At 31.5% G+C, this 12,145-nt stretch carries 11 protein-coding genes; 4 read left to right on the forward strand and 7 right to left on the reverse strand.

What is annotated here, in order from left to right; all coding sequences use genetic code 11:
- The first annotated feature begins 177 nt into the window (after positions 1–177).
- Complete coding sequence (locus PMI10_RS02055) at positions 178–1,827, forward strand: tetratricopeptide repeat-containing sensor histidine kinase (RefSeq protein WP_238539441.1); 1,650 nt, start codon at positions 178–180, stop codon at positions 1,825–1,827.
- Entirely contained in the window at positions 1,820–2,566 is a 747-nt protein-coding gene (locus PMI10_RS02060) for a LytR/AlgR family response regulator transcription factor (protein WP_007803958.1), read from the forward strand. Before PMI10_RS02055 ends, PMI10_RS02060 begins: the two co-directional genes overlap by 8 nt.
- A 32-nt stretch (positions 2,567–2,598) precedes the next feature.
- Here the strand turns inward: PMI10_RS02060 and rluF are convergent, their stop codons facing one another.
- The 3 genes from rluF to PMI10_RS02075 form a co-directional block, all read right to left on the reverse strand.
- The gene (gene rluF / locus PMI10_RS02065; RefSeq protein WP_007803961.1) at positions 2,599–3,411 is read right to left on the reverse strand and encodes a 23S rRNA pseudouridine(2604) synthase RluF; all 813 of its coding nucleotides are present in this window, start codon (positions 3,409–3,411) and stop codon (positions 2,599–2,601) included.
- A 123-nt stretch (positions 3,412–3,534) separates the two neighbouring features.
- Positions 3,535–3,882 (reverse strand): antibiotic biosynthesis monooxygenase family protein, encoded by a 348-nt coding sequence (locus PMI10_RS02070; RefSeq protein ID WP_007803963.1) that lies wholly within the window; start codon positions 3,880–3,882, stop codon positions 3,535–3,537.
- Positions 3,883–3,893: 11 nt separating this feature from the next.
- On the reverse strand, positions 3,894–5,045 hold the full coding sequence (locus tag PMI10_RS02075; protein ID WP_007803965.1) for a cytochrome P450: 1,152 nt from the start codon (positions 5,043–5,045) through the stop codon (positions 3,894–3,896).
- A 73-nt stretch (positions 5,046–5,118) separates the two neighbouring features.
- On the opposite strand from PMI10_RS02075, the gene PMI10_RS02080 reads away from it, so the two are divergent.
- Positions 5,119–5,799 carry an ArsR/SmtB family transcription factor gene (locus PMI10_RS02080; protein ID WP_007803968.1) on the forward strand — a complete coding sequence of 227 codons (681 nt, stop codon included), beginning with the start codon at positions 5,119–5,121 and terminating at the stop codon, positions 5,797–5,799.
- A 71-nt stretch (positions 5,800–5,870) separates the two neighbouring features.
- Here the strand turns inward: PMI10_RS02080 and PMI10_RS02085 are convergent, their stop codons facing one another.
- The 3 genes from PMI10_RS02085 to PMI10_RS02095 form a co-directional block, all read right to left on the reverse strand.
- Positions 5,871–6,731 (reverse strand): alpha/beta fold hydrolase, encoded by an 861-nt coding sequence (locus PMI10_RS02085; RefSeq protein ID WP_007803970.1) that lies wholly within the window; start codon positions 6,729–6,731, stop codon positions 5,871–5,873.
- 225 nt (positions 6,732–6,956) lie between these two features.
- Positions 6,957–7,736 (reverse strand): zinc ribbon domain-containing protein, encoded by a 780-nt coding sequence (locus PMI10_RS02090; protein ID WP_007803973.1) that lies wholly within the window; start codon positions 7,734–7,736, stop codon positions 6,957–6,959.
- Between the two features lie 3 nt (positions 7,737–7,739).
- Positions 7,740–8,834, reverse strand: coding sequence for a Nif3-like dinuclear metal center hexameric protein (locus PMI10_RS02095; RefSeq protein WP_007803975.1), 1,095 nt, complete (start codon positions 8,832–8,834; stop codon positions 7,740–7,742).
- A gap of 93 nt (positions 8,835–8,927) precedes the next feature.
- Between PMI10_RS02095 and lpxK the strand changes: the two genes are divergently transcribed.
- Positions 8,928–9,938, forward strand: a complete 1,011-nt coding sequence (lpxK, locus tag PMI10_RS02100; RefSeq protein WP_007803978.1) for a tetraacyldisaccharide 4'-kinase — start codon at positions 8,928–8,930, stop codon at positions 9,936–9,938.
- 14 nt (positions 9,939–9,952) lie between these two features.
- Here lpxK and PMI10_RS02105 read toward each other — a convergent pair whose 3' ends face one another.
- The gene (locus PMI10_RS02105) at positions 9,953–12,121 is read right to left on the reverse strand and encodes a tetratricopeptide repeat-containing hybrid sensor histidine kinase/response regulator (RefSeq protein WP_007803979.1); all 2,169 of its coding nucleotides are present in this window, start codon (positions 12,119–12,121) and stop codon (positions 9,953–9,955) included.
- Between the last annotated feature and the right edge of the window lie 24 nt (positions 12,122–12,145).

Below are 12,145 nucleotides of genomic sequence, written 5' to 3' on the forward strand. Positions count from 1 at the left end.
GATTTACATAATTAGTGTAATAAAGCAATATAGGTAAATCTTGTAACACCTTCATTATTAGGTAAAATATAAAGTATAACAGTATAAATGATTAAAATTAAATCGTTTACTTCTTCAATATTATTTTTTGTTTCCTTTTTTCTTTTTTCTCAGGAGTCACAACATGTAGGCTCCTTAATGAATATAGAAATTAAAGCAAAATCCCGGCAATTCAAAAGTGTCAATTTTGATAAAGCTCAAACGTTTTTTAGAGAGAGCAATTGGGATTCAACTTTGGTTTACTCAATGAAAGAAATAAATAATTCAAAAAATAAAGAGCTTATAGATTACTCTCATTATTTTAGAGGGATTAGTTTTCAGGAAAAAAAGTTACTTAATGAATCTAAAAAAGAGTTTAGTGAAATTTCGAATAATTTTCGATTTCTTTATAAAGTGAAAATGAAATTAGGTGAAATTGCATTAGACCAAAAAGAATTTAAAAAAGCTTTGCAGTATTTCCAGCAAGTCGAAAAATTCTCAGTAAAAATAGCTTATGACATGCAACATAGTACTGTTTTGCATAATATTGGTTTATGTCATTTACATCTTGGGAAATTTGATAAAGCGGAAGAATATCTCTTCAAAAGTTCTAAATTGCAGGAAATAGAAAAAGATACACTATTACTCATCGGTTCTTATATGGATATTGCAAATTTGTTTTACCAACAATATAAAGATGATCAGGCAATTCCTTATTTTGAAAAAGCATATGATTTATCCAAAAAAGTAAAATCATTCGATTTAAAAAGAGCTGCAGCCAAAAATATGGCAGCAGTAGAAGAAAATAGGAAAAATTTTCCAATGGCTTTAACCTACAGAAAAGAATACGAAGCCTGGAAAGATTCCTTAAACGACCAAAACAAAGTCTGGGCAATTGCAGATCTCGAAAAGAAATTTGCCATAAAGCAAAAGCAAAAAGAAGTTAACGTTCTTGAAGCTGAGAATAAAGTAAAAATAGCCGAAAGAAATGGGTTACTCATTTCTTCGATTTTATTATTCGTAATGTTTGGGGCAGGAGTCTATTTTTACAGGCAAAAAATTAGGAACAACAAGATAATCTTAGCTCAAAAGAATCAGTTGGATGAATTAAACGCTACAAAGGATAAATTGTTTTCTATTGTTAGTCATGATTTGAGATCTTCGGTAAATGCCTTAAAGACGAGTAATGGTAAATTATTAGAAAATCTGGAGAATAAAAATTATGCAGAACTTGATGTTTTGCTTCATAAGAATAGTACAATTGCCAGCGGTGCTTATAATTTGCTGGATAACCTGCTCAATTGGGCGTTGTTACAAACCAAGCAAGCCTACTTTTTTCAGGAATCATTGCATCTTGCGTCAATTGTACAGCATGTAGAATATAATTATAAGCCTTTGATGTTAAATAAAAACATCATTTTTAAAAATGATGTTTCTACTGTAGATTATGTGTTTGCTGATATGGATTCACTCAAAATAATTATCAGGAACCTGTTAGACAATGCCATTAAATTCTCTAAAGAAAATGGAATGATTTCTATTTATACACGCCCTTCATCTGAGGATTTATGTTATTTAGTTATTGAAGATACCGGTCTTGGAATGAATAAATTAACTAGGGATGAATTGTTAAAAGATACTGTCTTACTTTCTAAAAAGAAAAATGACGATGCAATAGGAACCGGTTTAGGTTTACAGCTTTGTAAAAGTATGATTCATAAAAATGGAGGCAAACTTGATATAGAAAGTGAAGAGAATGTAGGAACTAAAATAATTATAGCTTTACCTAAGGTCAAAAATCATGGATAATATAAATGTACTTATTGTCGAGGATACTCCTGCAGAAAGTGATGCACTTGTAAAAGTGCTGGACGAAAATAATTATAATATTGTTGGAGTTGCCGCTACTTATAATGAAGCACTGACATTGTTTTATAACAATGCGATTGATATCGTAGTTATTGATGTTTTTCTGGATGGAAAACCGGACGGAATTACTTTTGCCGAGACGATAAATATTATTCCCAACGGATTAAAGCCGTTTGTTTTTTTAACGAGTTCTAAAGACCGTCAGATTTTTGAAAGGGCTAAACTTACAAAGCCTTTTAGTTTTTTAATGAAACCATTTAATGAACTTGAGATTTTATATGCGCTTGAAATGGCAGTAGAAAAATTTTATGATCAGGCAAATGCTTTTCACAGCGAGGATCAAAATACGGTTGTAAGTAATGATTCTCTTTTTATTAAAAAAAATAAAGCCTTAAAGAAAGTCCAAATTAAGGATATCGTATACATTGAAGTTGAAGACCGATATTGTAATATCATTACAGAAGCCGAAAAATTTGTAATTCTGATATCGCTGACTAAAATTATTCAGCTTTTGGATCCAACAAAATTTTTTCAGACCCATCGAAACTATATCATAAACGCGGGCAAAATAGAAGAAATAATTGTTAATGATAATCTGGTTATTTTAAAAGGAAATCATAAAGTAACCTTAAGTGATAAATACAAAGACTTTGTAAAAAACTTTAGAATACTGAAGTAGTAGGCAACATTGCTATAAAAGAAAGGAGATTGTTAATAATCTCCTTTTTTCTTAAATCTGGGATCGTATTTTGAAATAAATTCTGTCCTGCGTTTTGGAGTTTCTGCTTTTGGTAAACTTGCCTCTTCAGTTTTACTTGAAGGTTCGATTAATTGATTTAACTCCTTAATCTCAGCATCTGTTAAATCGCGATAACGGCCAACCGGAACATCTAATGAAATATTGATTATTCGGATACGTTTTAATGCCGTAACTTCATAACCCAAATACTCAGACATTCTACGAATCTGACGATTCAATCCTTGCGTAAGGATAATTTTGAAAGTGTATTTACTGATTTGTTCTACTTTACATTTTCGGGTAACCGTATCTAAAATAGGGACTCCATTTCCCATTCGCTCTATAAAACGATCAGTAATGGGTTTGTTTACCGTAACTGTATATTCTTTTTCGTGATTGTTTCTGGCGCGTAAAATCTTATTTACAATATCACCGTCGTTAGTCATGAAAATTAATCCTTCGCTGGCTTTGTCCAATCTTCCAATAGGGAAAATACGCTTTGGGTAATTGATATAATCTACAATATTGTTTCGAACTTCCAAATTGGTTGTGCATTCGATCCCAACAGGTTTGTTGAAAGCCAAATACACCATTTTTTCGTGTTTCTCCACGATTAATTTTCCATCTATACGTACTTCATCATCCGGCGAAACTTTGGTCCCCATTTCAGGTACAACACCATTTATTGTTACACGTCCTTCTTCGATAAGTTTATCCGCTTCCCGGCGGGAACAATAACCTGTTTCTCCAATGAATTTATTAAGGCGTTTTAAATTCTCTTCCATAATGCAAAAGTAGTTAAAAATTAGACTTCTTAGATTTTTAGATTAATGGATTTAGAGTTTATCGGCTTTTAAATCAAAGACGATGAGGTTGTCCTTCTGTTTCTTTGCAACTTTGAACCTGTTCTATTTATCATGAAAACCCTTGCTGTCTTTTGGCGTTTCTGTTCTGTCGAACATTCCATAATCTCGAACTACAGTGGCGATTCTTAAATGATAATCTTTAAATATCCCATTTCTGCCTTTGGATTGTGCATGACGATGCATTTCGAGATTTCTCCATTGCTGAATACTTTCTTCATCTTTCCAAAAAGACAAGGATAATACTTTTTCGGGATTACTAAAACTCTGAAATCTTTCTATTGATATAAAACCTTCAATGTGGTCTAATTCCGGGCGCAAGCTTGCGGCAATATCAAGATATTCTTCTTTTTTTCCTTCGTTCGGAATAACTTCAAAAATTACAGCTATCATATTTTTATTTTTTATTGTAATGAAATCCACATTATTTTTGGTAATCTGGCATTGATCATTTGTTCGTATTGAATATTATTTTCTAAAAGTGTAATGGTTTTAAATTGATCAAATAAAAACCATAAAGCTTCAGTAGCCAAATGAATCGAGAAATATTTCGCCAGGCACATGTGACTGCCAATTCCGAAAGTTAGATTTTCATTGTTATTGTTTCTCTCCATATCAAAACTTAACGCATTATCAAATTTTACCGAATCACGGTTTGCTGATGCGAGAATAATTAAAATCGCATCATTCTTTTTAATTAGGCTTTCGCCAATGAGAAAATCTTCAGTAGCAATTCTTCTCGTATTATGAATCGGCGGATCAAATCGCAAAGTTTCTATAACCGATTTTTCTATTGCTATTTTATCTGAAATGTTTTTGTTTTGGACGATTTGCAAAAATGAATTACTCAGAATTCCCCGGCCAGCATCAAAACTCTGAATACATAATCCGATTAAATTACTAACAACTATCGGAATAATTTCATCGAATTGAATGTTGTGTTTTTCTGAAATTTTACTTAGTAACGGTTTGTAAAAAGCCAAAGAAAAAAGATGTTTTTCGACTATTGAATAGAATTTTTCAGAATAATCATTAATCAATTTTACTTGTTCTTTTGTTTTATTCGGAAGCATTATTTTGGTAAAAAATTCAATTTTATCTGAAATAAAATCACAGTCATTTTCTTCAAAACCAAAACTTTTTAAGAGAACAAGGATCGGGAGTTTTTTACAAACCGAATTTACCCAGTCAATTTTATTTTCAGCTAAATCATTTTTTATTAATTGAGAAATTATATAATTGATGTCAACTGAATTTATATTTGAAAATAGCGACGTTGCAATTTCTCTTGCTATATCATGTTGAATTCCGTTTGATAACCGGGCTAAATTATTGAAAATTTCTAAGGAATATTGATTAAGTTTTTGTTCATTGTTTGGATTGATTGCAGGGATCTGAGCCTTGGGATTTTTCAAAATAGAAATACAATCTTCATAAGAGTATATTGCCCATATTTTATTCGTTTCATCCCAATAAACCGGATGTTTTTCTAACATGGTTTTATATATCAAATAAGGATTGTTGGTGTCAGATTGAAGGAATAAAGTAGAACTCATATAGAATGTTTTTGTCAAAGTTATTTAACTTTACAATACAATACTTCACTCCGGAATTAACTATGATATTTAAATGGAAGATCAATTTATAAAAACGGCATCATTAATTGGCGACCCAACCCGTGCCTCAATCCTATGGACTTTGCTTGACGGAAGGGCTTTTACTGCAACAGAATTAGCGGTTAGTGCAAATACTTCTCCACAAAATATAAGTATGCATTTAGGAAAACTTCTTGAAGCCGATTTACTTTGTGTAGAAAAACAAGGCCGTCATAAATACTATAGATTTTCGAATAAAGAAGTTGCGTATGCAGTTGAAGCCATGGCGAATCTGGTTCCGAAACCGGAAGTTTCCTTAAAAAATAAACCTGAAAATTATCCTCCAATAAAATTCTGCAGAACTTGCTACGATCATTTGGCCGGAAAAATTGGAGTTGCCTTAACCGATAGTTTATTGGAACAAAAGATAATTATAGAAAAAAATAATGCATACGAAATTAGCCCTGAAGGAGAAAAATGGTTCTCCCGTTTTGGAATTAATATTGAAGAGGCCCAAAAACAAAAAAGAATATTTTTAAAACCTTGTCTTGATTGGAGCGAAAGACGAAATCATATCGCTGGTTCAATTGGCGCCTTACTGCTGAATAAAATGATAGCCGAAGATTGGCTCAGAAGAACGAAAGATTCCAGAGCCATGATAATTACTGGAAAAGGGGAAAAGGAGTTATTGAAGAATTTTAAGATTGCACTATAGTTTTATAATGTAAATTTTAGATTGTGAAATCTTTTTTTGTTGTGCACCGATTTACTTATAACACATAACTTTTAAACTTTCCCTTCAGAAAACAAAAACTCAATCACTTTCTGATACAGTTCATCATCGTGCATTCCGTGACCTAAACCTTTGGTTTCGATAAACTGACTGTTTTTCCAATTACTGGCAATTTTTTTACCTTCTTCAAAAGAAACAACATCATCTGAAATATCATGAGCTACTAATCCAGAAATGTTAAATTCTGAAGCGAATTTTTGTCCTGAAAAATCTTCCAGTTTAAAGTTGAAACGATTCATAAAACGGCTTTCTAAAAGTGAAAACATTTTGGTGTTTAAACTCAGCATGGAAACATAATTGTCGATTAGTGTTTTTAGATCAGAAGGAGCTCCAAGAATAACCATTTTATTGATACTCGTATTCGGGAATAAATATTGATGATACACACACGCAGCTCCACCAATGGAGTGACCGATGATAATATCCGGCTGATATTTTTCTACTGTTTTATTTATGAACTCGGCATAGAGCGGAACGTTAAATTCTTTACCACTGCTTTGTCCGTGTGCGGGAGCATCAATGGCAATAATTGTACTTCCTGTTTTTTGAAGGTGAGGCAAGGTTTTTTCCCATCGTGAAGCATTACTTTCCCATCCGTGAACAAGTAAAATTTTGGTTTCGTTCCCTTTCCATACATATGTTTGAAAATGGTGTTCGTTATGATGAAAGGTTTCTGTCTCTGCGTGCTTAAGTACTTTAGGCAAACTTTCTTTTCTCAGTCTGCCAATACGTGGCTGGCTGAAAAGTGCATATGAAAGGTCTATGGCTTTTTGCGAATGTACATAACTTAGAAAGTTAATGTATTGCCCAACCGATTTTAAAGTAATAAAACGAATTCCTTCTTTAAGTCCCAAAACAAGTAGATTTAAATGATGAAAAATATAACTATTCGAAAACCTATTCTAAAAATAGAACAGCCATGAATTGTACAAATTTATCACGAATTTTATACTTATCATACAAACAAAATACAAATTCGTGGAATTGATGCAATTCATGGCGAAAAAATAGTCAAAGCTAAATTAGCTGACAATTTTTTAAACAAAAAAAATCCCGATGTTTATCGGGACAATTTTTATTTAGATACTTGAGAACAATTGTTCCATTTTTTCTTTCTCTTCATCAGCAAGTACGCTGTCAACCAGGATTCTTCCTGAATGCTCATCAGTAATGATTTTCTTTCTGGAAGCAATTTCTACCTGAGTTTGTGGCGGAATTGTGAAGAATGATCCTGCAGAAGCTCCTCTTTCGATAGATACTACAGCTAAACCATTACGAACACTACTTCTGATTCTGTTATAAGCAGCTAATAATCTTGCTTCGATTTGTTCTGAAAATTCGGTAGATTTCTCAGTTAAGAAGATTTCTTCTTTTTGAGTTTCGGCCATAATTGCATCTAATTCAGATTTTTTATGCTTTAGATGTGAACTTTTAGCTTCCAATTTTTCTTTTAGGTTAGAAATAACTTCTTTTTTGTGTTCAATAGAAGCTTTCATTTCCTTAATTTGTTTTTCAGCCAATTGAATTTCTAATTCCTGAAATTCAACTTCTTTAGTCAAAGAATTAAATTCTCTGTTATTGCGAACTGACTCTTGTTGTTTTGTGTATTTTTTGATTACCTCTTTGTGTTCCTCAATAGCATTCTTCTTAGATTTAATAAGATCCTCAACTACTTCAAGTTCACTTTTTAGTTTTTCTGAACGCGTGCTTAAACCTGCAACTTCATCTTCTAAATCTTCAACTTCTAATGGAAGTTCTCCTCTTACGTTTCTGATTTCGTCAATTCTCGAGTCAATAAGCTGTAAATCGTATATTGCTCTTAACTTGTCCTCAACACTTAATTCTTTCGTATTCGCCATATTCTATAAGTACTTAACTGGATTTGTATTTTCTTCTGATAAAATGATGGCAAAATTAAGGATTTTTTTCCTAAGATAATCAACAATATAGTTTTTTGTATAGCGTTCACTCTCAAAATGACCAATATCTGCTAAAAGTAATCGATTTTCAGCTTCATAAAATTGGTGGTATTTTAAATCAGCCGTTAAAAAAGCATCTGCTCCGGACTGAATGGCGTTTTTTATAGCAAAACTTCCTGAGCCTCCCAAAACAGCAACTCTTTTTATTTTTTTTCCTGTAAAGGCAGAATGACGAATTCCATCCGCTATCATTTTATCTTTTACGTAATAAAGAAAATCTTTTTCATCCATTTCGGTCTCAAATTCACCAATCATACCTAAACCAATATTTTGATGCGAATTTTGTAAATCATAGATTTCATAAGCCACTTCTTCGTAGATATGATTTGTAAAAAGTGCTTTCAGAATTCTGGTTTGAAGGTGTTTTTCAAAAATAACTTCAATTTTTATTTCGCTTCCGGTATGCAATTTTCCTTTTTCACCAATAACAGGATTGCTGTTTTCATTTCCTTCAAAAGTAAAAAAACCTTCTGAGTTAAAACTGCAATTGTCATAGTTGCCAATTCTTCCGGCTCCGGCTTCAAACAATGCATAGCGAACTTTTTCAGCATTATCAGGAACGGTATAAGTAATTAATTTTTGAATGAAATTTTGCTTCTGAATCAAAACCTTAGTATTTATTAATCCTAAAGCATCACAGAAAATTTTATTGACACCCTGAGAATGATTGTCTAAAGCCGTGTGAACGGCATAAATGGCAATATCATTTTTAATTGCTTTTAGAATCGCACGCTCCACATAATTCTTGCCCGTAATTTTTTTGATTCCTGAGAATAATATCGGATGAAAACAAACAACCAAATTGCATTTTTTAGTAATAGCTTCTTCAATTACATTTTCTAAAGCATCGTGACAAACTAAAACTCCTGTACTTTTGGATTCTGAATCTCCAACTAAAAGCCCGACGTTGTCAAAATCTTCGGCGTAAGCCAAAGGAGCCATTTCTTCCAGAACTGCTAATATTTCTTTGATTTTCATTTTTACTTTTTGTTTCAAGTTTTGAAGCCTCAAGTTGTTATGTAAAACTTGAAACTTTAAACAAATTAACGAAAAAAATTATACTTTCGTAAAATGAACTTACTTCGAAAAATACTTTTTCCGTTTGCCATTTTATACGGATTCATTACTGCAATCAGGAATTTTCTTTTTGATAAAGGAATTCTGAAATCTACTTCGTTTGATGTTCCGGTTATTGCAGTTGGAAATTTAAGTGTAGGCGGAACCGGAAAAACACCACAAATAGAATATCTGATTCGGTTACTGTCCGATAAATATAAAGTTGCCACTTTAAGCCGCGGATATAAACGTCAGTCTGAAGGTTTTGTTCTGGCTGACTCTACTTCAAATGCAGCTATTTTAGGTGATGAACCTTTTCAGTTTTATCAAAAATTCCCCAATATTCAGGTGGCTGTTGATGCGAATCGAACAAACGGAATTATACAATTGCTATCTCAAAATGAAAAGCCTGAAGTGATTTTACTTGATGATGCATACCAACACCGAAAAGTAAAAGCGGGATTTTATATTTTACTGACTTCTTATGATGATTTATATGCGGATGATTTTATGCTGCCAACCGGAAATTTACGTGAAAGCAGAAGCGGGGCCAATCGGGCCAATATTGTAATTGTAACTAAATGTCCGAAGGGTTTATCAATTGCAAAGCAACAGGAAATTCAGCGAAAGCTAAAATTAAATTCTAAGCAGGAATTGTACTTTACTTTTATAGATTATGATGATGCTATTTATGGGGCCAATGAAAAAATCACTGTCGATGAAATCAAAAACGAATCAAAATTACTATTAGCCGGGATTGCTAAACCAAAATCATTTTTTGATTATTTAAAAAATGAAAATGATGAATGTTTGACTTTTCCGGATCATCATCATTTTTCGGAAACAGAAATAGAATTAATTTTAAAAAAAGCACAGCATAGAAAAATTATTACAACCGAAAAAGATTTTGTTCGCTTAAAAGATTCGGAATTAGTTTCGAAACTATATTATTTACCAATAAAAAGTTCATTTATCAATCGTCAGGAAAATTTTAATTTTGAAGTTTTAAACTATTTGAAAAAGTAAAAAAAACTAAATTTTTAATCAAAATGTCTGGCAATGGTATTGTAAAATACATCCGGAACGAAAGGTTTTGTAATGACGTCATTCATTCCAAAAGATAAAAGCTGATCTCTGTTTTCATCGAGGGAAATAGCAGTAAGCGCAATAATTGGCGTTGTTTTGTCAAACTCCCGAATTTGTTCTGTTGCTGTTGTGCCGTTAATTCCAGGTAAGTGCACATCCATTAAAATCAAATCAAAATGTTTTACTTTTAACAACTCGATAGCCTCTTCACCGTTATCTATGATTTCGCAGGATATCGATTTGTTTTCAAGCATTTTTTGAGTTATCAGCTGATTTATTTTATTATCTTCAACCAATAAAATGACTTTGTTTTTTAATTGACAATCATCATAAAGTTTGGTTTCCGGAGTTTTTTTCAATGGGTTTTTACTGATGCCAAAAATTAATTTAAAATTAAATGTGGAACCTTTGCCAACTTCACTGGATAATTTTATTTTGCCCCCTAAAAGCTCAATAAGCTTTTTAACTATCGTAAGTCCCAAACCAGTTCCTCCATATTTGCGGTTGACTTCAACAGATCCTTGTGAAAAACTTTCAAAAACTTTTTTTTGTTTGTCTTTTGGAATACCGATTCCGGTATCGGTAATTTCAAAATAAACCGTTGCCTTTTCACTGCCAAGAGCATCTAATTTGGCAATAAGGGTTACATTTCCGTTTTGAGTAAACTTTAGCGCATTGTTAATTAAGTTAAGGATTATCTGAGATAACTTGGTTGTGTCACCAATTAGGTTATCCGGAATAGTATCGTCTATTTCCAACTTAAAATGATTGTTGTTAGCAGTCGCCAATTCTTTTAAAGAATTTTGAATATTGGCAAGCAAAGCTTTTAAGTCGAAACTGATTTTTTCTATTTCAACTTTATTGGAGTCCATTTTATTTATTTCAAGTATCTCGTTAATGAATGTAGTGAGATAATTTCCGGAGAATTTTAAAGAATCCAAATATTTTAATTGTGATTGTTTTGGGTTCTCCTGAAGTAATAAATGTGCAATTCCGTTAATAGCGTTTAGTGGGGTTCTGAGCTCATGACTTACCGTTGATAAAAATTCAGATCTTGCTTTTGAAGCTTCCTCAGCTTTATTTTTGGCTAAAATAAGTTCTCTGTTTTTTTCTTTTAAAAGTAAATTGTTTTGATTTCTGATAACATTATTTTTATATAATGCTAAACTTAATAAAGATAAAATAGAGATAAGTGCAATGGCCAAAATGCTGATTAATTTTGAATATCGATATGTTTTTACCTGTGCTTTTTGTTCATTTTCCCGTTTTATCACATCATTTAAAATATTGTTTTCCTTGATTTTTTTGAATTTATCAAAATCAAGTTTGGTGTTTTTTATTTTTAGGATATAATTTTCTATTTGGTAATGCTCATCTAAATAACTGTAGGCGCGGTCATATTCTTTATTGTTTTTATAGTATTGGCTAATCGCTAATATAATTTTTGATTTTTGTTTTAAATTTTGAGTTTTTGAATTTAAATCCAGAGCATTATTTAAGTAAACAATAGTAGAATCATTTTTCTTGCGTTGTGTTTCAATTAACCCAAGTTGATAATAGGAATCTGATTTGATTGCTGAATTTTTATTGTTGTCTGGCTGTTGAATTATTTTTTTTAATGTTTTGGCTGCTAAATCATAATTTTTATGTGATTTAAATACCATTGCTTTTTCTAAATTTAAATACTCATAAGAATCATTTAAATTTAATTTATTAAAAATAATATCTGCTTTTTTATAATATACTTCAGCAGTTTCATAATTCTTTTTTGCAGTATTTGTAATTCCGATATAATATAAAGCAACTGCTTTTGTTGCAGTTAGGGGAATTTGATTGAATAAGGCAATACTTTTATGGAAATATTTTAAAGCTTCTTCGTATTTCTGTTGATTGTAGTATATTTTTCCCAGCTTGAAAGTTTGATTAGCCAGGTTCTCTGCTTTATGGTGACTTTTACTATAATCTATTGATTTTTGAGTAAATAATAAAGCATTGTTGTATTTTTTATCTTTAAGACTGGCGTTGGCTAATTTATTGTAATAGGAAATACTGTCTATATTCGGTTTTGATTGCGAATATAGTGAGGTGTAATAAAAACTGATAAAAATAAAAAGGTATTTCATGTTGTAATACTTTTTATAATGAAT

Origin of the sequence: Flavobacterium sp. CF136 (assembly GCF_000282055.1) — a bacterium.
In the GTDB taxonomy this organism is placed as follows: Bacteria; Bacteroidota; Bacteroidia; order Flavobacteriales; family Flavobacteriaceae; genus Flavobacterium.

Excerpts from the sequence above, each read along its gene's own strand:
- PMI10_RS02105 (WP_007803979.1), bottom strand. The coding sequence starts at position 12,121 with ATGAAATACCTTTTTATTTTTATCAGTTTTTATTACACCTCACTATAT.
- PMI10_RS02080 (WP_007803968.1), top strand. The coding sequence starts at position 5,119 with ATGGAAGATCAATTTATAAAAACGGCATCATTAATTGGCGACCCAACC.
- PMI10_RS02095 (WP_007803975.1), bottom strand. The coding sequence starts at position 8,834 with ATGAAAATCAAAGAAATATTAGCAGTTCTGGAAGAAATGGCTCCTTTG.
- PMI10_RS02060 (WP_007803958.1), top strand. The coding sequence starts at position 1,820 with ATGGATAATATAAATGTACTTATTGTCGAGGATACTCCTGCAGAAAGT.
- PMI10_RS02070 (WP_007803963.1), bottom strand. The coding sequence starts at position 3,882 with ATGATAGCTGTAATTTTTGAAGTTATTCCGAACGAAGGAAAAAAAGAA.
- PMI10_RS02075 (WP_007803965.1), bottom strand. The coding sequence starts at position 5,045 with ATGAGTTCTACTTTATTCCTTCAATCTGACACCAACAATCCTTATTTG.
- PMI10_RS02055 (WP_238539441.1), top strand. The coding sequence starts at position 178 with ATGAATATAGAAATTAAAGCAAAATCCCGGCAATTCAAAAGTGTCAAT.
- lpxK (WP_007803978.1), top strand. The coding sequence starts at position 8,928 with ATGAACTTACTTCGAAAAATACTTTTTCCGTTTGCCATTTTATACGGA.
- PMI10_RS02090 (WP_007803973.1), bottom strand. The coding sequence starts at position 7,736 with ATGGCGAATACGAAAGAATTAAGTGTTGAGGACAAGTTAAGAGCAATA.
- rluF (WP_007803961.1), bottom strand. The coding sequence starts at position 3,411 with ATGGAAGAGAATTTAAAACGCCTTAATAAATTCATTGGAGAAACAGGT.